The 23,605-nt window shown below is 61.5% G+C and carries 22 protein-coding genes; 16 read left to right on the top strand and 6 right to left on the bottom strand.

Going from position 1 to position 23,605, the window contains the following annotated elements; genetic code table 11:
• The first annotated feature begins 203 nt into the window (after positions 1-203).
• Complete coding sequence (locus tag ACWTV3_RS04085; protein ID WP_498476962.1) at positions 204-959, top strand: gamma-glutamyl-gamma-aminobutyrate hydrolase family protein; 756 nt, start codon at positions 204-206, stop codon at positions 957-959.
• A 14-nt stretch (positions 960-973) separates the two neighbouring features.
• Here the strand turns inward: ACWTV3_RS04085 and ACWTV3_RS04080 are convergent, their stop codons facing one another.
• Complete coding sequence (locus ACWTV3_RS04080) at positions 974-1,165, bottom strand: hypothetical protein (protein ID WP_341619471.1); 192 nt, start codon at positions 1,163-1,165, stop codon at positions 974-976.
• A gap of 150 nt (positions 1,166-1,315) precedes the next feature.
• Here ACWTV3_RS04080 and ACWTV3_RS04075 point away from each other — a divergent pair, with 150 nt between their 5' ends.
• The 9 genes from ACWTV3_RS04075 (at position 1,316) to ilvC (ending at position 14,110) form a co-directional block, all read left to right on the top strand.
• Positions 1,316-1,870: a TetR/AcrR family transcriptional regulator gene (locus ACWTV3_RS04075; protein WP_498476961.1), complete on the top strand. Its 555-nt coding sequence runs from the start codon at positions 1,316-1,318 to the stop codon at positions 1,868-1,870.
• Between the two features lie 65 nt (positions 1,871-1,935).
• Positions 1,936-4,839, top strand: a complete 2,904-nt coding sequence (locus ACWTV3_RS04070) for an MMPL family transporter (RefSeq protein ID WP_498476960.1) — start codon at positions 1,936-1,938, stop codon at positions 4,837-4,839.
• Entirely contained in the window at positions 4,836-6,575 is a 1,740-nt protein-coding gene (locus ACWTV3_RS04065; protein ID WP_498476959.1) for a YhgE/Pip family protein, read from the top strand. Before ACWTV3_RS04070 ends, ACWTV3_RS04065 begins: the two co-directional genes overlap by 4 nt.
• 110 nt (positions 6,576-6,685) lie before the next feature.
• Positions 6,686-8,200, top strand: a complete 1,515-nt coding sequence (gene otsA, locus ACWTV3_RS04060) for an alpha,alpha-trehalose-phosphate synthase (UDP-forming) (RefSeq protein WP_498476958.1) — start codon at positions 6,686-6,688, stop codon at positions 8,198-8,200.
• Entirely contained in the window at positions 8,197-8,994 is a 798-nt protein-coding gene (otsB, locus tag ACWTV3_RS04055) for a trehalose-phosphatase (RefSeq protein WP_498476957.1), read from the top strand. Before otsA ends, otsB begins: the two co-directional genes overlap by 4 nt.
• A gap of 27 nt (positions 8,995-9,021) precedes the next feature.
• Positions 9,022-10,725: a dihydroxy-acid dehydratase gene (gene ilvD / locus ACWTV3_RS04050; RefSeq protein ID WP_498476956.1), complete on the top strand. Its 1,704-nt coding sequence runs from the start codon at positions 9,022-9,024 to the stop codon at positions 10,723-10,725.
• Positions 10,726-10,759: 34 nt separating this feature from the next.
• A complete protein-coding gene (locus ACWTV3_RS04045) occupies positions 10,760-12,544 on the top strand; it encodes an acetolactate synthase large subunit (protein WP_498476955.1) in 1,785 nt (594 codons plus the stop codon).
• A 4-nt stretch (positions 12,545-12,548) separates the two neighbouring features.
• Positions 12,549-13,055 (top strand): acetolactate synthase small subunit, encoded by a 507-nt coding sequence (ilvN, locus tag ACWTV3_RS04040; RefSeq protein ID WP_009772779.1) that lies wholly within the window; start codon positions 12,549-12,551, stop codon positions 13,053-13,055.
• A 29-nt stretch (positions 13,056-13,084) separates the two neighbouring features.
• Positions 13,085-14,110, top strand: a complete 1,026-nt coding sequence (ilvC, locus tag ACWTV3_RS04035) for a ketol-acid reductoisomerase (protein ID WP_498476954.1) — start codon at positions 13,085-13,087, stop codon at positions 14,108-14,110.
• 130 nt (positions 14,111-14,240) lie between these two features.
• On the opposite strand, the gene ACWTV3_RS04030 is transcribed toward ilvC, so the two are convergent.
• On the bottom strand, positions 14,241-15,005 hold the full coding sequence (locus ACWTV3_RS04030; RefSeq protein ID WP_498476953.1) for a DUF1353 domain-containing protein: 765 nt from the start codon (positions 15,003-15,005) through the stop codon (positions 14,241-14,243).
• A 97-nt stretch (positions 15,006-15,102) separates the two neighbouring features.
• Between ACWTV3_RS04030 and ACWTV3_RS04025 the strand changes: the two genes are divergently transcribed.
• The gene (locus ACWTV3_RS04025; RefSeq protein WP_498476952.1) at positions 15,103-15,774 is read left to right on the top strand and encodes a Pr6Pr family membrane protein; all 672 of its coding nucleotides are present in this window, start codon (positions 15,103-15,105) and stop codon (positions 15,772-15,774) included.
• A gap of 11 nt (positions 15,775-15,785) precedes the next feature.
• On the opposite strand, the gene ACWTV3_RS04020 is transcribed toward ACWTV3_RS04025, so the two are convergent.
• The 3 genes from ACWTV3_RS04020 to ACWTV3_RS04010 form a co-directional block, all read right to left on the bottom strand.
• Complete coding sequence (locus ACWTV3_RS04020; protein WP_498476951.1) at positions 15,786-16,574, bottom strand: HesA/MoeB/ThiF family protein; 789 nt, start codon at positions 16,572-16,574, stop codon at positions 15,786-15,788.
• Positions 16,575-16,676: 102 nt separating this feature from the next.
• Positions 16,677-17,192 carry an META domain-containing protein gene (locus ACWTV3_RS04015; RefSeq protein WP_498476950.1) on the bottom strand — a complete coding sequence of 172 codons (516 nt, stop codon included), beginning with the start codon at positions 17,190-17,192 and terminating at the stop codon, positions 16,677-16,679.
• A gap of 76 nt (positions 17,193-17,268) precedes the next feature.
• The gene (locus ACWTV3_RS04010; protein WP_498476949.1) at positions 17,269-17,658 is read right to left on the bottom strand and encodes a DoxX family protein; all 390 of its coding nucleotides are present in this window, start codon (positions 17,656-17,658) and stop codon (positions 17,269-17,271) included.
• 135 nt (positions 17,659-17,793) lie between these two features.
• On the opposite strand from ACWTV3_RS04010, the gene serA reads away from it, so the two are divergent.
• Together serA and ACWTV3_RS04000 are read left to right on the top strand one after the other, a co-directional pair.
• Entirely contained in the window at positions 17,794-19,386 is a 1,593-nt protein-coding gene (gene serA, locus ACWTV3_RS04005; RefSeq protein WP_498476948.1) for a phosphoglycerate dehydrogenase, read from the top strand.
• Positions 19,387-19,467: 81 nt separating this feature from the next.
• A complete protein-coding gene (locus tag ACWTV3_RS04000) occupies positions 19,468-20,142 on the top strand; it encodes a DUF6226 family protein (protein WP_498476947.1) in 675 nt (224 codons plus the stop codon).
• A gap of 77 nt (positions 20,143-20,219) precedes the next feature.
• Here the strand turns inward: ACWTV3_RS04000 and ACWTV3_RS03995 are convergent, their stop codons facing one another.
• Positions 20,220-20,477: a DUF6458 family protein gene (locus tag ACWTV3_RS03995; protein WP_498476946.1), complete on the bottom strand. Its 258-nt coding sequence runs from the start codon at positions 20,475-20,477 to the stop codon at positions 20,220-20,222.
• Positions 20,478-20,622: 145 nt separating this feature from the next.
• On the opposite strand from ACWTV3_RS03995, the gene ACWTV3_RS03990 reads away from it, so the two are divergent.
• Genes ACWTV3_RS03990 through ACWTV3_RS03980 form a run of 3 tightly spaced genes read left to right on the top strand, consistent with a single transcriptional unit; the run spans position 20,623 to position 23,582 of the window.
• Entirely contained in the window at positions 20,623-21,669 is a 1,047-nt protein-coding gene (locus ACWTV3_RS03990; RefSeq protein ID WP_498476945.1) for a 3-isopropylmalate dehydrogenase, read from the top strand.
• A gap of 39 nt (positions 21,670-21,708) precedes the next feature.
• A complete protein-coding gene (locus ACWTV3_RS03985) occupies positions 21,709-22,815 on the top strand; it encodes a branched-chain amino acid aminotransferase (protein ID WP_498476944.1) in 1,107 nt (368 codons plus the stop codon).
• Positions 22,812-23,582 carry a fumarylacetoacetate hydrolase family protein gene (locus ACWTV3_RS03980; RefSeq protein ID WP_498476943.1) on the top strand — a complete coding sequence of 257 codons (771 nt, stop codon included), beginning with the start codon at positions 22,812-22,814 and terminating at the stop codon, positions 23,580-23,582. The genes ACWTV3_RS03985 and ACWTV3_RS03980 overlap by 4 nt, the downstream gene beginning before the upstream one ends.
• The last annotated feature ends 23 nt before the right edge of the window (positions 23,583-23,605 follow it).

Here is a 23,605-nt window from a genome sequence, read left to right as displayed (position 1 = left end):
CGGGGGTTAGGCGGCGCACAAGCCGGATGAGCGCGAACTGCAGCACACTGGCCGAAACCGCTTCGATGCGGTTAGGCAGACCAGTAAGTCAGCAAAAATAACGGAGAAACCTGAGAACAGTACTCAGGAACCAACAATTCGCTGGCCTCGCCCTATATCCTTTGGATACAAACGTTCTAATTCTTCGATGGGGAGGGGTCCGCATGGGCACCAGTTCGCGTCCGATAATCGGCCTCACGTCCTACCTGGAGCAGGCCCAAACTGGCGTGTGGGATCTTCCGGCGTCGTTTCTGCCCAAGATCTACTTTGAAGCAGTGACGGATGCCGGCGGAATCGCCGTGTTGCTGCCGCCTCAGCCCGTAGATGCTGAGATCGCGAGCTCGCTCATCCATGGTCTCGACGGCTTGATTCTTACCGGAGGCAAAGATGTCGACCCGGCTCGCTATGGTCAAGAGCCCCACCCGACAACCGATGTTCCGCGCAAGGACCGTGACGCGTTCGAAGATGCCCTACTGCGCGCGGCCATCGACGAGAATTTGCCTTTTCTGGGGATTTGCCGTGGAGCCCAGATGTTGAACGTTGCGCTGGGCGGCACGATCATCCAGCACCTGCCCGAGGTGATCGGTTCAAGCCGCTACGGCGCAGGCGGCGGCACCTTCCTTGTAAACGATGTTGCTGTCGAGCCCGGCAGCGAACTCTCGTCATTGCTGGGGGGCGACAGTAGCGTTGCCGTGAAGTCGTACCACCATCAGGCAATTGGCGATCTAGCCGAGGGACTTGTGGTTTCCGGCCGCGGTGACGACGGCGTTATTCAGGCGGTCGAACTGCCCAGCGTCGACTTTGGGGTCGCCGTTCAGTGGCATCCCGAAGAGGATGCCAAAGAAGACGCCCGACTGTTCCGTGGCGTTGTTGAGGCAGCGGCTCGCTATCGCGCTCAGCGTTCAGGCGCTAGCGAGTAATACCGGCGACGTGGCTAGCGCTCGAGCTCGTAGGAGTCTTGGGCCTCTTTGGCGATCGTGCCGACAGCAATGGCGACCGTCAGGCCCCAGCTGATCCACATGAGAATGAGGCGCCAGTCACGCGGGCCCTGCTTGGTGGTCTGAAATATGCTCCAGCCGCCAGCGACCGCGCTGAGGAGACTGCCGTTGAACAAGTATTTGCGCATTTTTCCTCCGGGGGTTGGGTGGGTTAACGCTAGCGTGAGATGCTGGGCGCGACCAGCGGGTGGCCCGCAGAAGTGGCTCGATCCCTGCAACTGCGCTGAGAAAGTGGTCGTGATGCGGTAACTGACCGATCGGTCAGTTAGTCTCGAGTGGTGTCTAGTCAACAAGAGCTACAGCGCATCGCGCTCGCCGAGTTCGCCATCGCCGGCTACACCGGCACCTCTATCCAGCGAATTGCCGAGCTTGCGGGTCTCTCGAAATCGAGTGTTTTGTATCACTTCACGTCGAAAGAGGCGCTTCTCGAAGCCGCGGCAGGCCCCGCAGTCGGCCGCCTCGACGAACTCGTGAGTCGCCTCGAGACGAGCGGGATCAGGGCCGAGTTCGGAACTGCCTTCATCGAGAGCTTCGTCGATTTCATCTTCGATTGCAGGCAAGAGGTGCACCTCTTCATCAATCAGGGGCCATCACTCGTGGGGCTGGCCGTCATTGACCGCGCCAACGACACCGTTCGTCGCCTCGTGGAGTGCTTCGCTGCCCTGACATCAAACCCGCGCGACAAAATGCGTTTTGGAATTGCCCTCGGCGGCTCCGCCTACATGCTCTGCACGGCCGACAACCTCGAAATGCCCATCGAGTCTGACGAAGAAACTCGTCGGGCGCTCGTCGAGATCATGAGCGAGCTTCTCGCTCCCGTTCGCGCCGACTAAGCGCTCTCGACAGCGCCAGCACTACCGCACTTCACCAACGCACAGCACCCAGAACCGGAGCACCCGTGGCAACTCTTCTCTACCGACTCGGTCGATTCTCGTACCGTCATCCGTGGCGCGTTCTTGTGGTCTGGCTGCTGCTCGTGGGCGGCACTCTCGGCGGAGGCATCGCTCTGGGCGGGCAAACTCAAGAGTCGTTCGAGATTCCCGGCACCGAATCGCAAGCAGCCCTCGACCGGCTCGAGGCAGTGTTCCCCTCGGTGGCGGGAGCATCGGCAACAGCCGTTATTGTCGACGAAGACGGTTCACGCATCGAGAACTCTGAGGCAGTGATTGAACGGATCACGGCCGCTATCGACAGCATTGACGGCATCGATTCGGCCGTGAGCCCCTTCGATGAGTACGCGGGCAAGGCCGTTTCTGACGACCACAGCATGGCGATCATCCGAGTGCAGTTCGACGGTGTCGCGACCGATGTCACGGTGGCGACGTTGGAAGAGCTCGTCGATACCGCCTCCATCGGTGAGGATGCCGGACTGCGCGTTGAATTCGGTGGTCAGGTCTTTCAAGACACGTCATTCGGCCTCACCGTCACCGAAGTGATTGGTGTTGTATTCGCTGGCCTCGTGTTGGTCATCACGTTCGGATCCCTGCTTGCCGCCGGGATGCCGCTGCTGAGCGCCCTCATCGGCGTCGGAATTGTGATGGGCCTGATCACTACCCTCTCCGCCTTCACGACCGTGTCGAGTTCGGCGCCGTTGCTCGCGCTCATGATCGGGTTAGCAGTCGGAATCGACTACGCCCTGTTCATCGTGTCGAGGCATCGGGCACAGCTCGCGCACGGTGAAGAACCCGAAGAATCGGCCGCGATGGCGGTCGGAACGGCCGGGAGCGCCGTGATCTTTGCGGGCGTCACCGTCATCATCGCGCTGCTCGGGTTGCTCGTAGTCGGCATCCCATTCTTGAGTGTGATGGGCATCGGCGCCGCCGTTGCAGTCTTCATCGCGATGGGGGTTGCCACGACATTGCTGCCCGCCCTGTTGGGGCTGGCGGGAGCGCGGCTGATCCCTAAGACCGGCTCGCGGGCGCAGCGACGCTTCACGGCATCCGCCGACGAAAGCCGCAGCATGGGTGCACGCTGGGTTCGCGGCGTGACGAAGCACCCGTGGCTGGCGACGATCGCCGTGGTAGCGATACTCGGCACGGTGGCGATTCCAGCAGCGAGCCTCACGCTGAGCCTGCCCGATGGCGGTTCGGAGCCCGAAGGTTCGACCCAACGCGAAGCGTTTGACCTGGTGACCGAAGGCTTCGGCCCTGGCTACAACGGCCCGCTCGTTGTGGCTCTCGACATCACCCAGACGATCGACATTCAGGATGACCTGGAAGCGATCGCGGCCGATCTTGAGAAGCTCGATGACGTCGACTTCGTCTCGCAGGGCTTCCCCGATGACGGACTCGACACGGCGATCATCCAGGTCACTCCGTCCAGCTCGCCGGACTCTGAAGAAACCAAAGCGCTCGTGCAAACGATTCGCGATCTCGCTCCTGAAATGGAGCGCAAGTACGACATCCCGATCTTCGTGACGGGTACTACCGCTATCGGTATCGACATTTCGAACCGACTCAGCAGCGCGCTGGTGCCCTTCGGGTTGATCGTCGTGGGGCTCTCGATTCTGCTGCTCATGATGGTGTTCCGCTCGGTGTTGGTGCCGATCAAGGCGGCAGTGGGCTTCTTGCTTTCCGTCGTCGCGTCGTTCGGTGTTGTGGTGGCGGTCTTCCAATGGGGATGGCTCGGAGACCTGATCGGCGTCGACAACCCCGGCCCCATCCTGAGCTTCATGCCCATTCTGTTGATGGCGGTGCTCTTTGGCTTGGCGATGGACTACGAAGTGTTCTTGGTCTCGGGAATGCGGGAAGAATTCGTAAAGACCGGCAAAGCGCTCTCCTCGGTGCGCCACGGCTTCGCGAGTAGCGCCCGGGTCGTTACCGCCGCCGCACTCATTATGTTCTTCGTCTTCTTTGCCTTCGTGCCCGAAGGCAGCGGAACGATCAAACCCATCGCCCTCGGCCTTGCCGTCGGTATCGCCTTCGATGCCTTCCTCGTGCGCATGACGCTCGTTCCCGCCCTCATGGCGCTCTTCGGCAATGCCGCCTGGTGGCTGCCGGCATGGCTCGACAAACTACTTCCCAACGTGGACATCGAGGGCGAGCAATTGCGTGAGCACCGTCACGAATTGGAATGGGCATCCACCCAGTCCGCGCTCTCGATGAGCGCTGAATACCTTGTCGCGGGCACAGCCCAGCGTGGCCTTGGTCCAATCTCACTTGCGGTGCCCTGCGGCGCTGTCGTGATTGCATCGGGGGATCGTCACGACCGCCGCATCATGGGAGCGACGCTTTCGGGCATCCTTCCTCCCGTCTCGGGAATGGTGCAAGTGCTCGGGTACCCGTTGCCTTCGCACTCCGATCAGGTGAACAAACGAGTTGCCCTCTCCGAAATCGGGGGAACGCCGTACAGCGAAGATGCCGCGTCGATGGATGCCATGCTGCGTGAACGTATCGAAATGACCCAGCACTGGAAGCGCACTCCGCGCACCTCGGCTACCGTTTCGAGCTGGATTTCGCGTATCAACGACGTGCTCGCCGACGTTACCGCTCGCCGCACAATTCCGATCGCGGCCGACACCAACGTCAACGCCCTGCCTCAGTTGGAGCGGTCGATTGCGCTCGCGGCGATTGGTCTTGCCGAAGGTACCGATGTCGTTTTCTTCGATCGCTTCGACCAGTTTGCCGAAGCGGAGGATGAGGCGGTGTTCCTCACCGCCGTCACACGACTGGCTGACCCCAGCGTGACCATCCTGTTTGGCACCGGAAGACCGGTGACCGCTGCCAGTGAAATTGATCGCGGAGACCGTGCCGTGATTGTCGTCGATCTCTACCTGCTTGCACCGGAAGGACTCCTTCGATGAGCACCTCATACCCCACCGCGATACCGCGTCGACGCTGGCTAACCATCAGTGGGTTTGTTGCGGTCGCGGTTCTCCCGCTTGCCTTCACCGGACTCTTCGTTGCCGCCGCAGGCGACGGCGAGAGCGCGATCGACAACATCCCTGTTGCTCTCGTGAACAACGACGAATTGCAGACCACGACCACGCCAGAGGGCGAAGAGCAGATCGTTTTCGCTGGTCGCCAGCTCGTCACAGAACTCACCGGAGCCGAGGGCTTCGAATGGACGATCACCAACTCGAGCGATGCCGAAGAGGCACTCGCCCGCGGTGACGTCTACGCGATCCTCACGGTGCCCACCGAGTTCTCTGAGTCGATCCTGTCGCTCTCGACCGACGCGCCGTCACAGGCCCAGATTTCAATTCGCACCGACGACTCGCACAGCTACCTCACCGGGTCAGTGGCTCAGGTCGTCGGTCAATCCATGACCGATACCTTTGGGCGCGCGATCACCTCTCAGTACATCGACGGAATCTACGCGAGCGTGGGAGAACTCGGGGGAGCGCTCTCCGATGCCGCCGACGGCGCCACCCAGCTAGCGGATGGCGCGACAGACCTCTCGACCGGACTCACCAGCTACACCGAGGGCGTCGACTCTCTGTCATCCGGTCTCGCTGATCTGAACTACGGCGCTTCGAACCTGTCGGGGCTCACGACCGGAGTCAGCGAGTACACCGCCGGTGTTTCGCAGCTCGCCTCGACTCTCGCGGCGATCAACCCCGCCATCCAAGCGCAAATTACTGATCCGCAACTAAAGGGCACGCTTCAGGCTGTTGTTGACGGCCTCAATCAGGCCTCCGCGGGCGGCGGAACGCTAAAGACTCAAACGGCGGATGCCGTCGGCGGCATTCAATACGGAATCTCCCAGAGCGCGTCGGGGGCTTCGCAACTCGCTGAGGGATCTGCGCCGCTCACCACGGGAGCGAAGGAGCTAACCTCGGGCGCGAAGGAGCTCTCCACTGGCTTGAGCGAGGGCTCAGCTCTCGTGCCGACTGCCGACGATGCGACTGATACTACGTCGAACGCCGATATCGCGGCTGAGCCCATTACGCTCTCGGTCACGACCGACAACGAGGTCACTGAACCCGCGCAGGCGATCGCGACCTTCTTCATTCCGCTCGGCTTGTGGCTGGGAGCGCTGGCCGTGTTCCTGGTGCTGACGCTTCCCTCGTACCGCTCGCTGTCATCCACGGCTCGCAACGGGCGCATCGTCGCGGCGACGTTGATCCGGGCATCCGTGGTCACTGTCGTGCAAGCGGTGTTGCTCGTGCTCTTGCTGCACGTGGTGGTGGGAGTGGATTGGGCGCTTGCTCCCGCGACGGCCGGTTTCGCGTTGCTGATGGCGCTGTCGTTCGCGGCGTTCCACTACTTCTTGATCGCAGCGCTGGGCCGCGGAGGGCTCGTGATTTCACTCTTCTTGCTCTCTATTCAGCTGACCTCTACGGGCGGCGTGTATCCGATCGAGGCCTTGGCGGCACCATTCCAAGTGGTGAGCCCGTTCTTGCCGCTGACTTATGCCGTTGAGGGGATGTACACGATTATCTCCGGCGGAAGCCCGCAGTCGGCGATCACCGCGGCAATCGCTCTGCTGGCGCTCGGAGTCGTGAGCGTCGCCCTGTCGGTGTTCGCGGTGAAGCGCATACGAAAATCGGCCGCGACGGGAGCGATCCTGTCGGCGGCCGATTCTCGAGCGCTTTAGCCCAACCGCTACACGATGTTTTGCAAACGTCTCGGTTCCGTCACAGGAAAGAAATGGTCTAGTAACGCTATCCCCAGCCCCAACGCAGGCCCCACTGGTAACGTTGCTACATGACGGAATCACAGAAGAATTCTTCTCTCGCTGAATACGACTTCGTGGTGGTTTCGAACCGGCTTCCCGTGGATTGCACGGTTGAAGACGACGGATCCCTCACGTGGAGGCGCTCGCCAGGTGGTCTCGTTACTGCCCTCGAGCCGATCATGAAGAAGGCCGACGGCGCCTGGGTCGGCTGGGCTGGCAAGCCTGATCTCGAGGTTGAGCCGTTCCAAAACGAGGGCATCCAGATCATCCCGGTTCCGCTCAGCACTCAAGATATTGAGGAGTACTACGAGGGGTTCAGCAATGACACCCTCTGGCCGCTCTATCACGACGTTATTGCGCCACCCGCCTACCACCGTGAGTGGTGGGATGACTACGTGGCCGTCAACCAGCGCTTCGCGGATGCCACTGCCGCCATTAGCGCCGACGGCGCAGTCGTGTGGGTTCAGGATTACCAACTCCAGCTCGTGCCGCGCATGTTGCGTGAACAGCGCCCCGACCTCACTATTGGTTTCTTCAACCACATTCCCTTCCCGCCCTACGGAATTTTCGCGCAGCTGCCGTGGCGCACGCAGATCATCGAAGGCATGCTCGGGGCCGACGTCGTTGGTTTCCAGCGCTCATCGGATGCCTCGAACTTCTCGTCTGCTGTTCGTCGACTGACGAACCATCCGACTAAAAACCCCGCCATTGAGGTCACGATTGAGGGCCAGCCGACTCGGCGTGTTGTCGCGAAGGCTTTCCCGATCTCGATCGACGCACGCAGCTTCGAAGAACTTGCGCGCGATCCTGCAATTCAGCAGCGCGCACGTGACATTCGTAAGGGCCTCGGTAACCCCAAGACGGTCATGTTCGGCGTTGACCGCCTCGACTACACCAAGGGCATCCGCCACCGCTTGAAGGCCTACGGCGAACTCTTGCGCGATGGTTCGATTGAAGTGGGCGACGTTGCGCTCATTCAGGTCGCGAGCCCCAGCCGTGAACGTGTCGAGGCGTACATGCACTTGCGCGATGAGATCGAGCTCACTGTTGGTCGCATTAATGGTGAGTTCAGCACGCTGAGCCACGCGCCGATCAACTACCTGCACCAGGGCTTTCCTCGCGAAGAGATGGTGGCGCTGTATCTTGCTGCCGACGTCTTGCTCGTAACCGCACTGCGTGATGGCATGAACCTGGTGGCGAAAGAGTATGTGGCCGCCCGCTTCGACAACGACGGTGTTCTCATCCTGAGCGAGTTCGCGGGAGCCTCTGAAGAGCTGCGCAAGGCACTACTTATTAACCCGCACGACATCGACGGTTTGAAAGATGCGATGCTTCGCGCCGTCAACATGCCTAAGGCTGATCGTGCGACTCGGATGCGTTCGATGCGCAAGCGCGTGCTTGAGCACGACGTCGAGCGCTGGTCGAACGCGTTCCTCAAGAACTTGGCGGCGACACGTTCCGACCGTCACCGCCGCATCGCTCCGCTCGAAATGGCCGAAGAGGTCGAGTGGACTATCGAACGAAAGCGAGTGAGAAAGCCGTGACCTATTCAACTGCCTCCGAGATCGAGGCGGCTATTGAGCAGCTCGTCACTGCCCGCACTCTGCTGATCGCTCTTGACTTTGACGGCACGTTGGCGCCTGAGGTCGATGACCCGCTGGAGGCTCGGGCCATTCCGGCAGCGCAAGAACAATTGCTGCGGATGCTCGACTTCGCCGACACTCGTGTTGCCCTAGTTTCGGGGCGCGCGATCGACAGCCTCGAGCACGTCGCCCATCTCGGTGACCGCGTGCTCTTCGGCGGATCGCACGGGCTCGAATATCGCCTCGACGAAGGCGACTCCCCGTTGCCGATGAGCGCCGAGAACACGACGGCCCTCGAACGCCTCGATGCCCTCATGCACGAGCTCGCCGATAGTGCCGAGGGCGCGTGGGTCGAGCTGAAGCCTGCCGGTCGTGCGCTGCACGTGCGCATGACGAGCGCTGAGGATGCCGAGCGGCTGACACACGAGGCGGTCACGCGAGTCGAAACTGAGATTCCCGGTCTCACGACGCGTTTTGGCAAGAACATTGTGGAGTTCGCCATCCACGACGCCGACAAGGGCGATGCCATCAAACGTCTACGGGATTACACCGGTGCGGATGCCGTTTTCTTCGCCGGCGACGACACCACTGATGAAGATGCGATTCTCGTTCTCGGCCCCAACGACCTCGGAGTGCGAGTGGGCGATGCCCCCTCGGCAGCGCAATTGAGGGTCGCCGGCACAGCCGAAATTGCACACGTTTTAGCGATTCTGGCCGATCGTCGAGAAGCCGTGGTATCCGCGCGGACAAACTGAGGTTTCGCGAAGCCCTAAACTCGAAGCATGTCTGAGAGCAATTCGATCGATATCAAGCCACGTTCACGCACTGTCACTGACGGAATTGAAGCGACAACGTCGCGCGGAATGCTCCGCGCGGTGGGCATGGGAGACGCGGACTGGGAGAAGCCGCAGATTGGTATTGCGAGCTCGTGGAACGAGATCACGCCGTGCAACCTTTCGCTTGACCGCCTTGCGCAGGCAGCGAAAGAGGGCGTGCACGCCGGCGGGGGATACCCGCTGCAGTTCGGCACGATCAGCGTCTCCGACGGCATCTCGATGGGCCACGAGGGAATGCACTTCTCGCTCGTCAGCCGTGAGGTTATTGCTGACTCGGTTGAGGTCGTCATGGAGGCCGAGCGTCTCGATGGTTCTGTCACGCTCGCCGGTTGCGACAAGTCGCTTCCTGGAATGTTGATGGCGGCAGCCCGACTCAACCTCTCTTCGGTGTTCCTCTACGCCGGTTCGATCGCCCCGGGCTGGGTCAAGCTCAGCGACGGCACCGAAAAAGACATCACAATCATTGACTCCTTCGAGGCTGTCGGCGCGGTCAAGGCTGGCCGGATGACTGAAGCTGATGCCAAGCGCATCGAGTGTGCTTTCGCTCCGGGCGAGGGAGCCTGTGGCGGTATGTACACCGCCAACACCATGGCAAGCGTCGCGGAAGCGCTGGGAATGAGCCTTCCCGGCTCGGCGAGCCCCGCATCCGCCGACCGTCGTCGCGACTACTTCGCGCACCGTTCGGGCGAAGCCGTCGTAAACCTGTTGCGCCTGGGTATCACCTCGCGCGACATCATGACCAAGAAGGCTTTCGAGAACGCCATCACCGTCGCAATGGCGCTCGGTGGTTCGACCAACGTTGTGCTGCACATTCTTGCTATCGCGAGCGAAGCTGAAGTTGAGCTCACTCTCGACGACTTCAACCGCATCGGCGACAAGGTTCCCCACCTCGCTGACCTCAAGCCTTTCGGCAAGTACGTCATGAACGACGTCGACCGTCACGGCGGACTTCCCGTGCTGATGAAGGCACTCATGGAGGAGGGCCTCATTCACGGCGACGCCCTCACCGTCACGGGCAAGACCGTCGCCGAGAACCTTGCCGAGATGGATATCGACCCTCTCGACGGTGAAGTTCTGCGCACCTTCGACAACCCCATCCACCCCACCGGTGGCCTCACGATCCTCAAGGGTTCGCTGGCTCCCGAGGGCGCTGTCGTGAAGACGGCCGGCTTCGACCTCTCCGAGTTCGAGGGCCCAGCGCGCGTCTTCGAACGCGAGCGTGAAGCTCTGGATGCTCTCACCGCAGGCACCATCAAGGCGGGCTCGGTTCTCGTCATCCGCTATGAGGGCCCCAAGGGTGGCCCCGGTATGCGCGAGATGCTGGCGATCACGGCGGCCATTAAGGGCGCTGGACTCGGAAAAGATGTACTACTCTTGACGGACGGACGATTCTCAGGCGGCACAACCGGGCTGTGCATCGGCCACATAGCTCCCGAAGCAGTAGACGCAGGTCCTATTGCCTTCGTGCGCGATGGTGATCTGATACGGGTCAATATCGCAGCTCGCTCGCTCGACTTACTTGTCGACTCCGCTGAGCTCGAAGCCCGCCGAAAAGGCTGGGCCCCCCTCCCTCCGCGTTACACGCGAGGCGTTCTTGCCAAGTATTCGAAGCTTGTGCAGTCCGCCGCTCGCGGCGCGGTCACCAGTTAGCGCCAGCTCACCATTCGACTTAAAGGATTTACACATGTCCTCTGAAACCGCACCGCGGCCGAAGAGCACTACGCCGGATATTCTGACCGGCTCAGGTGCAATTCTGCGCAGTCTGGAAAAGTTGGGCGTGAAAGACGTCTTCGGCTTGCCCGGCGGCGCCATCATGCCCTTCTACGACGAACTGATGGCATCCACTGCTATTCGTCACATTCTGGTTCGCCACGAGCAGGGTGCTGGTCACGCTGCGGAGGGCTACGCCTCGTCATCCGGAAAGCTCGGTGTCTGCATCGCGACGTCGGGTCCGGGAGCAACGAACCTCGTAACCGCCATCGCGGATGCCCACATGGACTCCGTACCGCTGCTCGCGATCACCGGTCAGGTGTTCTCGACCTCGATGGGAACCGACGCTTTTCAAGAGGTCGACATCTCGGGCATCACGATGCCGATCACGAAGCACTCGTTCCTCGTCACGAAGCCGGAAGATATCCCGGCCACTCTGGCTGCGGCGTACCACATCGCGACAACGGGCCGTCCTGGTCCGGTGCTCGTTGACGTTACCAAGGACTGCCAGCAGGCATCCGCCCCGTTCATCTGGCCGCCCAAGGTCGACTTGCCCGGCTACCGCCCGGTCATGAAGGCGCACGGCAAGCAAGTTCAGGCCGCAGCGCAGATGCTGGCCGAGGCCGAGCGCCCCGTGTTCTACGTCGGTGGCGGCGTTGTTCGCTCCGGTGCGTCCGCCGAGCTGCTCGAACTGGCTACCCTCGTCGGCGCGCCCATCGTCACTACACTGATGGCTCGCGGTGCGTTCCCCGACTCCAACGAATTGAACCTCGGGATGCCGGGAATGCACGGCTCTGTGCCTGCTGTTCTCGCAATCCAAGAGTCCGATCTCCTCATCTCGCTCGGCGCACGTTTCGACGACCGCGTTACGGGCAAGCCGAGTGAGTTTGCGCCTTTGGCCAAGGTTGTCCACGTGGACATCGACCCGGCTGAGATCGGCAAGATTCGGGCGGCTGAAGTGCCGATCGTGGGTGACGCGAAAGACGTCATCATCGATCTCACCGCCGCGTTCACTGACACGATCACCACGACGAAGCCGGACTACACCGAGTGGTGGGAGCGCCTCAACTCGCTGCGCAACCAGTTCCCCCTCGGTTTCACGGAGCCGGATGACGGACTGCTGTCGCCGCAATACGTGATTCAGCGCATCGGCGAAATTACGGGCCCCGAGGGCATCTTCGCCGCCGGCGTCGGTCAGCACCAGATGTGGTCTGCTCAGTTCATCAAGCACGAACGCCCCAACTCCTGGCTCAACTCGGGTGGCGCTGGAACCATGGGATACGGCGTTCCCGCTGCCATGGGCGCCAAGGTTGCGAACCCCGATCGCCCCGTGTGGGCCATCGACGGTGACGGCTGTTTCCAGATGACCAACCAAGAGTTGGCCACCTGCACGATCAACAAGATTCCGATCAAGGTTGCGGTCATCAACAACTCCAGCCTTGGCATGGTTCGCCAGTGGCAGACGCTGTTCTACGACGGACGCCACTCGTTCACTGACCTCAACACCGGTCACGACACCGTCATGATTCCCGATTTCGTCAAGCTGGCTGACGCCTACGGATGCCTCGCGATCCGCGTCACGAAGAAAGAAGAAATCGACCCGGCTATCAAGCTGGCGCTCGAGACCAATGACCGCCCCGTTGTCATTGACTTCGTGGTGAGCCGCGACTCGATGGTGTGGCCGATGGTGCCGCAGGGCGTCGGAAACTCAAGCGTGCAGTATGCCCGCGACCATGCCCCCGAGTGGGAAGAGGAGTAAAGCGATGAGTCACGTACTTTCTCTACTCGTAGAAGACAAGCCGGGTCTACTGACCCGTGTTGCCGGGCTGTTCGCTCGTCGCGGGTTCAACATCCAGTCGCTGGCTGTGGGCTCGAGCGAAATTGAAGGCCTTTCGCGCATCACTGTTGTGGTGGATGTCGAGGAGCTTCCCCTGGAGCAGGTCACGAAGCAGCTCAACAAGCTCATCAACGTGATCAAGATCGTGGAACTCGACCCTGACCAGTCGGTAACCCGCGAACACCTGCTCATCAAGGTGCGCGTCGATAACACGACGCGCTCACAAATTCTCGAAGCGGTAAACCTGTTCCGTGCCCGGGTGGTTGATGTCGCATCCGATGCGCTCATCATCGAAACCACGGGTGACTCGGGCAAGATTCAAGCATTCTTGCGAGTGCTCGAGCCCTACGGGATCAAAGAAATTGCTCAGAGTGGGCTGCTGGCCATGGGCCGTGGTTCGAAGAGCATCACCGACCGAGTTTTTAAGAACTAACAGAACAACAACTAAGGAGAATCACAACTGTGACTGAGATCTTTTACGACAAAGACGCTGACCTCGCGCTCATCCAGGGCAAGAAGGTTGCCGTTATCGGCTATGGCTCACAGGGCCACGCTCACGCACTGAACCTGCGCGACTCCGGTGTTGAGGTCAAGATCGGCCTCAAGGAGGGCTCGAAGAGCATCGCAAAGGCAACCGACGCTGGCTTCGAGGTGCTCACGAGCGCCGAGGCAGCCAAGTGGGCTGACGTTGTCGTGATCCTTGCTCCCGACCAGCACCAGCGTGGCCTCTACGCCGCCGACATCAAGGACAACCTTGAAGCCGGAAACGTTCTGGTCTTCGGACACGGCTTCAACATCCGCTTCGGCTACATCGACGCTCCTTCGGACGTCGACGTCATCCTCGTTGCTCCTAAGGGACCGGGTCACACCGTTCGCCGCGAGTACGAAGCTGGCCGTGGCGTTCCCGTCATCGTTGCTGTTGAGAACGACGCCAGTGGCACCGCGTGGGACATGGCATGGTCGTACTCCAAGGCAATCGGTGGACTTCGCGCCGGTGGCATCAAGACCACGTTCACCGAAGAGACTGAGACCGACCTGTTCGGTGAGCAGGCTGTTCTCTGTGGCGGAACCTCGCAGCTCGTTCAGTACGGCTTCGAAACCCTCATCGAGGCTGGATACCAGCCGCAGATCGCTTACTTCGAGGTACTTCACGAGCTCAAGCTCATCGTTGACCTCATGTGGGAGGGCGGCATCGCCAAGCAGCGTTGGAGCGTTTCTGACACCGCTGAGTACGGCGACTACGTCTCGGGCCCCCGCGTCATCGACGAGTCGGTCAAGGAGAACATGAAAGCTGTTCTCGCGGACATCCAGTCGGGTGCCTTCGCAGACCGCTTCATCAACGACATGGACAATGGCGGAACCGAGTTCCTCGCCCTGCGCGAAAAGGGCCAGAACCACCCCATCGAAGCAACCGGCAAGGAGCTTCGCGCTCTCTTCGCTTGGAAGCAGCAAGACAACGACTACACCGACGGCTCAGCAGCACGCTAACTTTCGCTCGTCACACCACCGGCCGTTCCGCTTCTGCGGGGCGGCCGTTGGTCGTTAACGTGAGGCGGTAGTCGGGGGAGTGGGCGCGGGTGCAGTCGTGCTCATGAGCCGCGTGCGCCGTGAAGCGGCGCTACAGCGGCGGCAGCGTCGTGCCGTGGTCGGGCCAGCGCAGGGTCGGTTCGGCCTTCGGCGCAGGGCCGGGCGTTCCCGAAGCAACCCAGATGATGAATGCCAAGAGCTGTTCGAGTCGTGAGCCGATGAAGGCGGCGGCGACCAGGGGAGCGTAGAGCGCACCAAGATAGGTCGACGCGAGCATGAGGTCGGCGTTCTTGCCCCAGACGACGGCAAGTACGGTGGGTGCTGCGGCGAGCAGGAACCAGAGCGGATGCACGGCAACTCCCAGCGCGACCGCAGCGATCAGCGCCAGAATGCCAAGCGCTAGTTGCGCGATGATGAGCCAGCCGAGAACCCCACCGTGGTGGGCGTACCGTTCAATGCCGACGGCCGTCCACATCACGCGGGCGCGCAACTGGTGAACGCCGCTATCGGCGAGAGCGACCCGGAACGTTTCATCAGCGACGCGGCGTAGCGCCAGACGCTCGTCAGCGGGCGCCAGACGTGTCTGGTGAGTCAGGTGGTCATGCAGAATCGCGGCGAGAGTTTGCTTGCCGTAGCTGGCGATAAGTCCCCATAGAAACGGCGGAACCGAGGCGAAGTCTGTGCTGTTGCCCTCGGTAGGTGGCAACGAAGCATCGTGCGCTGGAACTTCGATCGCCGTGCCGCCAGGGCGCGGGTCGCGCCAGCAAAACGCCTCGGCAACTTGAAAATCGCGGTCCAGTCGGTAGACCAGTGGCAGGCTGCGCAGCTCGTTCCCGTCGTGATCCGTGAACGGCATGCTGAACTCCTCGGTTGATCGTGCGTCTGCAGACTAGTCTGTCGGAGTGACGACGAACGCGCAGCGCAAATCCCCCCGATCCCGAGACTTCGCCTTGGTGAACCGGCCCCCAAAATCACTCCGACTCGTTGGCGCACTGCGGCTCATTGCCTCAGCGCTCGTGCTCGCGAGCATCGCCACCCAGGTGATCGACGAGTCGATTCACAATGACTTCGTGGCGGTGGAGTACTACAGCTACTTCACCATTCAGTCGAGCCTGATCAACGTCGTGATTCTTGCGCTGAGCGGGCTGGCGGCCGTGCGCCTGCGCGCCGAGTCGAGCCTGTTGGGCGTGCTGCGAGCATCCATCGTCTCGTATGCAGTTGTGACCGCCGTCGTCTACAACGTGTTGCTGCGCGGGCTGCCCGACGAGGGTTACGTGGGCATTCAATGGCCCAACGAAGTCATCCACGTGTGGGTGCCGCTGTTCTTGCTGCTTGACTGGCTGTTCTCGCCGTCACGACCGGTGTTGCGGATGCGCGACGTGCGCATTGTGGTCATCTACCCGGTTGCGTGGTTGGCCTTCACGATCGCGCGCGGGTTACTCGACGGCTGGTTTCCGTACCCCTTCTTGCAACCCAATGGCCCCGACGGGTGGGGTGGCGTGTTCGTCTACGTGCTCGGCATCGCGGCGTTCATCATCGCGATTGCGGTCGGCCTTATTGCTATCAGTCGCGCAAAGTGGGCGCGCTGGTCGATTCGCGATCGCGTAACAGCCTCAGACCGGTAGCACTACCGAAGTCAGCTCGTGGGCCACTCGTCCATGGGCGAGTAGGCACAAAGGTGCCGGTAGTCGGCGAGCTCGGTGATGGGCTGGGCATCGACGGCGCGTTCGAACCGTTGCTCAGAAAACTCGCCCGAGAGAGCATCGTAGATCGTTGCCCGGTTGAGCAGAGTCGTTCCGATATCAGCGGCGATCTTGATGGCCTCGCTCGTCACGATCGAGGCGACCACACTCACGGCGCCGGGGAAAATGCCGCGCATCACATTGGTATCCACGCCTGCCGTCTCGGGCGGCAGGGGGTACAGGTCGCGGAATCCCGCACCGCGCGCGGGCCACGAGACTCCGGCCTGAGCCCAGAACTCGCAGGCGACGCCCCACACCAAGGGGATTCCTGTGATTTCCGCGGCATCCGCAGCAAGGTAGTGAGTGGCGTAGTTGTCGCTGCCATCGACCACGAGGTCGTAGTCCGCAAAGAGTTCGAGAGCATTGTGGGGAGTGAGCTTGGCATCGATCGCAATGATGGTGGTGGCGGGGCTGAGATCGGCGACGCGTTCAACGGCCGACACGACCTTCTTGTGGCCGACATCCAACAGACGGTGGATGTGTTGGCGGTGCAAATTGCTGAGCTCAACCCGGTCATCGTCGATGACACCAACGGTGCCGACACCGGCCGCGGCGAGCGACGGAATGACCGTGCTGCCGACGCCACCCGCGCCGATCACGAGCACGCGAGAGCGCGCCAAATTCTTTTGCGCCGCCTCGCCGAAGTTGGTTAAAGCCAGCTGGCGGCTAAACCGCTGATCCATGACCTGATTGTTCCACCGGGAGTGTGAGATTCGGGTGAGAACGTGGCGAAGGGGCCCTGTTTAGCCGCGAACTGGGGGTTCTGGGAGCGTGCACGCTGAGAACTAGCCGAGCGGCAGGGACGACGACGGCAAAAAGTTGAGGTTCACGCCGTTGCCCTGCAGCACCAGGCTGCCACCGGTGGGAATGGCTGTCGTCGTGGCGGCGACGGCGGCAAGGTATCGCGTCTCGAAGTCGGTGAGGGCAGCGTCAGCGCACGCTCGTTTAGTGGAAGTGACCGGGCCAACAGTGAGTTCGTCGGGGGCCCCGGTGAGCGTCGCGGAGTAGTTGTTGCAGGTCGACTCACCTGCAAGCCCGTCGCTAGTGATCGTGAGCGTGACGGTGACCGTGTCGTCGAGCGCCAAAGCCCCGGAGGGGTCGGTGCCGTCGGCGTACAGCCACGTGCCCTCGATGCCTTCGACGGGCATCGCATCGCCCGGGGTCTCTTCGACGCCCACATCGGGGCCGCTGTCGAGCGGTGGCTCGTCTGAACTATCTGCCGGGCCGGCACAGGCTGCCAGCGCCAGCAGACTGACAGCGAGCAGTGGGGTGAACTTTGCGAACATCGATTTTGTGATCATTTTTTCCTCCTACCTAGGTAGACGCAGGAATCGCCTGTTTCGTTGTGCGCCGCTGAAATTTCTGTGAACCGTAGATTTACAGGGCAGCGAGCAGAATCAGGAGGATCAGTGCAAGTTGCCCGAAATAGCGTGGCCAGAACGGCAGCGCTGCTTTACCAAAGCGATCCGGATGCTCGGCCGCATAGGCATTGGCCGGGAATACGGCGATTAGAAACACGATGAGTGCGATCGCGGTAATGAACCGCACCGGCTCCCACAGCAACCCCAGACCGCCAGCGATCTCACAGAGTCCCGTAATCGTGACGAGAGCAGCGGGGGAGGGGATCCACGGCTGTCGCAAAACGGGTGGGATCATGGCCCGCATTGTGCGGGCAGGAGCGGCCACAAAGTGGCTCACGCCCATCGCGATGAACGCGAGTGCGAGGGCGATACGCAAGGCCCACTGGGCGACTTCGATGGCATCCATGATGGGTCTATCGTCGCACTGAGTTGTCACATGGCAACGGCGGCTTCCCGTCGCCGCTAAAGTTGCAGTAGTTGTCTACTCCAGCAGCCTTCGTTGTGTCAGCGCGAAGTCCCCGCGAATTGAAGGATCAGATCTGTGGCTAAGCCGATCGTCGTGATCGCCGAAGAACTTTCCCCCGCAACAGTTGACGCCCTCGGGCCCGACTTTGAGATTCGAAACGTTGACGGCACTGACCGTGACGCGTTGAAGTCTGCGCTCTCTGATGCGCAGGCCGTTCTCATCCGCTCTGCGACCCAAATGGATGCCGATGCTCTCGCGGCCGCGCCTGGCCTGAAGGTCATTGCTCGCGCCGGCGTTGGCCTCGACAACGTGGACATCAAGGCGGCTACCGCTGCCGGTGTCATGGTGGTGAACGCTCCTACCTCCAACATCATCTCGGCTGCGGAGCTGACCGTCGGGCACATTCTGAGCCTCGCGCGTCACATTCCGGCAGCCTCCAGCGCTCTCGCGCAGGGGCAGTGGAAGCGCTCGCAGTACTCCGGTACCGAGCTCTTTGAGAAGACGATCGGCATCATCGGCCTCGGCCGTATCGGTGGTCTCATTACTGAGCGGATGCAGGCCTTCGGCACGAGCATCATCGCGTACGACCCCTACGTCACGGCCGCTCGCGCGCAGCAGATGGGCGTCACGCTCGTTTCGCTCGACGAACTGCTCGAGCGTTCGGACTTCATTACGATCCACATGCCTAAGACTCCCGAGACCACGGGCATGATTTCCACCGAGCAGTTTGCTCGCATGAAGTTGAGCGCCTACATCGTCAACGTGGCCCGTGGTGGCCTCGTCGACGAAGACGCCCTCTACACGGCCCTCAAGTCGCGTCGCATTGCTGGCGCTGGCCTCGACGTGTTTGTGAGCGAGCCGCCCACGGGCTCGCCGCTTCTCGAGCTCGAGAACACCATTGTCACGCCTCACCTCGGGGCTTCCACCGCTGAAGCGCAAGAGAAGGCTGGCGTTTCGGTAGCCAAGTCGGTTCGACTCGCCCTCGGTGGCGAGCTCGTGCCCGACGCCGTGAACGTTGCTGGTGGCATCATTCACCAAACCGTGCGCCCCGGCATCCCGCTCATGGAAAAGCTCGGCCAGGTCTTCTCGGGTCTCTCCGACAGCCCCGTCACCAATGTCGACATCGAGGTTCGCGGCGAGATCGTCGAACACGATGTCAACGTGCTCAAGCTTGCTGCGCTCAAGGGCATCTTCACGAACGTGGTGTCAGAGACGGTTAGCTACGTCAACGCTCCGCTGCTCGCTGACCAGCGTGGTCTCACGGTTCGTTTGATTACGGATGCCGTGAGCTCCGAATACCGTAACCTGCTGACCATCCGTGGTTCGCTTGCTGACGGCTCGCAGGTTTCCGTTTCGGGAACCCTGGTCGGCAACAAGCAGCTCGAGAAGATCGTCGAGATCAACGGCTACGACATTGAGGTTCCGCTTGCGGATCACCTCATCGTCATGATGTATGAAGACCGCACCGGAATCGTTGCCGTCTTCGGTAAGGAGTTCGGCGACGCCAACATCAACATTGCCGGCATGCAGATCGCGCGCGAGAGCGAAGGCGGCAACGCTCTCTCCGTGCTCACGGTCGACTCGCAGGCCTCCGCTGATGTTCTCGCGACCGTAGGGGAGCGCATTGACGCTCGCTACGTGCACGCGATCGACATCGTCGACGCTTAACCTTCGTTGCTGCTAATCGCGGCAGCACTTTAAGCGGGCACCCCTTGCTAATGCGAGGGGTGCCCGTTCTAGACTCACGACATGTCATCGTATGTGCGGCCACCGATAGTGGCGCCTGTGTTCCAGGATGCCGCGGGCAACGTGGTCCCGTATGGCGAGCGCTGGGGCAATGAGTCGCCGCCGGAAGACACCTACAGTGTCACCTCGAACCTTGAGCGGCTGCGCCCGCTGCATACGGTCGCGGAGGCGCTGATTGCTCACCTCATCGAAGAGTACGACGTCGAGGTGAGCGACGACCTGGCCAACGCCAGCGACCTACTCTTCGACGTGGATGCGGTCGACGAGGTCGCTCGTGCGGTGCGACTCACCCCGCGGAGTCCACACGCGGCGCCACTCACGTTTGTGCTCACCGAGCATCCGTCTGTGCTGGTTCACGCCGGCGCACTCTCGGACTTTATTTTCCCCACGTGCAGCTGCGATGCGTGTGATGAAAGTTGGGAAGCAGTCTCAGACGAACTGGAATGGCAGGTTCTCGCTGTCGCGGGCGGAGGGTTGAGAGAGGCTTTGTCCCGGGGCACGCGTCCGCGGTACACCTCGGTGATCACAGGCGTAAGAGGGAGCACTGGAGCAGAGGGAACACTCGGCGATGCTGCTTTGGTTCGCGGCCACCGGGAACGAGCGAGGCGCCTGCTGTCTGAAGCCGGAGGGGACTGGCAGCCTTGGGCCGGCCGTTATCGAAATGGCGCACGGCGATGAAATCACCGTGTGAGCAACGCGAAAGGCGCGCCCCGAGTAATCGGGACGCGCCTTTCGTGTGTTGAACGTGGTGGTTGTTAGAAAGTTTCGTCTGATCGCGTCGAGGTGCGACGCTCGCTCACGGAGCCATTCGCTCCGTCGGTGCCGTTGTGCACGGTGGCGACTGACGTGCGATTGCGCAGCGTCAGCACGAGACCAATGATGAACGTGACCACTCCGGCACCCATCAGGATGTAGCCGATGAGGTCAAGGTTGACTCCTTCGACTTGAAAATCGAGCGCGAAAGTAAGAATCGCGCCGATAACGACAAGGACAATTCCGGTTCCAATACTCATGAGCCCAATTTTAGCGCGTCGAATTCAGCGTGCAATCAGGCAACGTTCAGGAAAGTGCTAGCCGCTAGCCATCCCGGCTCTAAAGGCGCCGCCGCTATGGTGCTCTTCGACGCCGCGAGTAGCCCCACAGCGGTACTGTATTTATATGTCTTCTCAGATCAAGCTTGCAGTCATTCCCGGTGATGGAATTGGGCCCGAAGTTGTGGCCGAAGCCCTCAAGGTTCTGAAAGCGACCGGGGTGGATGTCGCGCCCACCGAGTTCCCCTTCGGCGCCGCTCACTACTTGGAGTCGGGCACCATTCTCGACGACTCCGACATCGCAGAGCTCGCGAAGCACGACGCGATCCTGCTGGGCGCGGTCGGGGGAGACCCGCGCGATCCTCGCCTCACGGGCGGCATCATCGAGCGGGGTCTGCTGCTTAAGCTGCGTTTTGCGCTCGATCACCACGTGAACCTGCGCCCCACCACAATCTTCCCCGGTGTCACCTCGCCACTGGCTAACCCCGGCGCCGTCGACTTTGTGGTCGTGCGCGAGGGTACCGAAGGCCCCTACGTGGGCAACGGCGGGCGCATCCGCACCGGTACACCTCACGAGATCGCCACCGAGGTGTCAATCAACACGGCGTTCGGTGTCGAGCGCGTTGTGCGCTTCGCTTTTGCTCACGCGATGGGGCGCGACCGCAAGAAGGTCACCCTCGTGCACAAGACCAACGTGCTTGTTCACGCGGGCGGTTTGTGGCAGACGACGGTCGACCGGGTGGCGGCAGAATTCCCCGAGGTTGAAGTCGATTACATGCATGTCGATGCGGCGACTATTTATCTCGTCACAAATCCGAGTAGATTTGACGTTATCGTCACCGACAACCTTTTCGGCGACATCCTCACAGACCTCGCAGCAGCCATCAGCGGCGGCATTGGTTTGGCCGCCTCCGGCAACTTGAACCCGAGCGGGGAATTCCCCTCCATGTTCGAGCCGGTTCATGGCTCAGCGCCCGACATTGCGGGCAAACAACTCGCTGATCCCACGGCGGCAATCCTGTCGATTGCATTGCTGCTCTCACAGTTCGGCGAATCGGATGCCGCGGCTCGCGTCACTGCGGCCGTTGAAGCCGATCTCGGCGCCCGTGGCGACACCGCACGGTCCACGTCTGAAATCGGCAGTGCAATTGCCAACGCTGTAGCGCAGAATTAACCCACAGCCGCCTCGGCTGTACGTCACTAAGGACATCGCATGAAGAATCTTTTGGCTGATCGCCCCCTGTCGTTCCTGGTGAAGAAGAACCAGGAACCCCGCTCCGTGGAGGAGCGCGACGCGATTCTGGAGAACCCCGGATTTGGCGTGAACTTCACCGACCACATGGTCGACATTTGTTGGTCAGAACAGGGCGGCTGGCACCGCCCCCGCGTACAGCCGTACGGGCCGATCGCGCTCGACCCGGCTGCGGCGGTGCTGCACTATGCGCAAGAAATCTTCGAGGGGCTCAAGGCGTTCCGTCACGAAGACGGTTCTATCTGGTGCTTCCGCCCCGAAGCCAACGGCGCTCGCTTGCAGCGCTCTGCAGCGCGCATGGCGCTGCCCGAACTGCCGGTGAACGAGTTCGTGAACTCGCTCAAGCAGATCATCGCCGTCGACGGCGACTGGGTGCCGAGCGCTCCCGAGACGAGCCTCTACTTGCGTCCCTTCATGTTCGCGAAAGAAGCGTTCCTTGGCGTACGCGCGGCCAAGAAAGTCAACTACTACGTGATCGCGAGCCCGGCTGGCGCTTACTTCCCCGGCGGAATAAACCCAGTGTCGATCTGGGTCTCCACGAACTACACGCGTGCCGGCAAGGGTGGAACAGGGGCGGCCAAGACGGGTGGCAACTACGCCTCGTCGCTCATCGCGCAGCAAGAGGCAGCCGAGCAGGGCTGTGCTCAGGTGCTGTTCTTGGATGCCGAAGAGGGCAAGTACATCGAAGAGCTCGGTGGCATGAACGTGGTTCTCGTCAAGAAAGACGGAACGCTCGTAACTCCGCACTCGGACTCGATTCTTGAGGGCATTACTCGCGATTCCGTTCTTCAGCTCGCCGAAGACCGCGGCCACACGGTCGAACGTCGCCGCGTCACTCTTGAGGAGTGGCGCGAGGGTATTGCTTCTGGCGACATCACCGAGGTGTTCGCCTGCGGTACGGCTGCGGTCATTACGCCGATCGCTCTGCTCAAGGGTGATGGCTTCGAAATCGGCTCGGCGGATGCTCCCGCCGGTGAGCTGACGATGTCGCTGCGCGAAGAGCTCACCGACATCCAATATGGCCGTCGCGAAGACACGCACGGCTGGATGACGAGGCTCGACGCATGAAGGTAGCTCGTTTCAGCGCTGGCCAAGGCGCGCGCTACGGACTCATCGATGGTGACGAAATTGTCGTTCTGACCGGTGACCCGATGTTCAACGGCTTTGAAACCACCGACGAGCGTTTGCCGCTCTCGGACATCAAGCTGCTGGCACCGGTCATCCCGCGTTCGAAGGTCGTCGCGTTCGGTCGCAACTATGCCGAGCACGCTAAGGAACTCGGCAACGAGGTTCCGGATGCTCCCATGATGTTCATCAAGCCGAACACGTCTGTCGTCGGCCCCGGCGATGCCATCATGCTGCCGACGCAGTCCGAAGAAATCGCGTTTGAGGGGGAGCTAGCCGTGATCATCGGCAGCATCGCTAAAAACGTGGCGGAGGCCGACTTCGAGAGCGTCATTTTTGGCTACACGATTGCCAACGACGTCACTGCTCGCGACCTTCAGAAGAAGGATGGCCAGTGGTCACGTGCCAAGGGCTTCGACACGTTCTGCCCGCTCGGGCCCGTGATCGAGACCGAGTTCGTGGTGGGTTCGCAGAGCATCCGCACCACGGTGAATGGCGACCTCAAGCAAGACGGCACCGTTGACCAGATGATCCACTCGGTGGCAGCGCAAGTGGCGTACGCTTCGGCGGCCTTCACCCTGTTGCCTGGCGACATCATCCTCACGGGTACGCCGGCTGGCGTTGGCCCGATCGTGAACGGCGACACCGTCGACATCACGATCGAGGGCATCGGCACTCTGAGCAACCCGGTTCGTTCTATCGCCAAGTAGGCGCAGCCGCAGAATCGCCCGCA

It is taken from the genome of Salinibacterium sp. AL4.1 (assembly GCF_059767305.1).
This window is presented reverse-complemented; position numbering and strand designations above follow the sequence as displayed.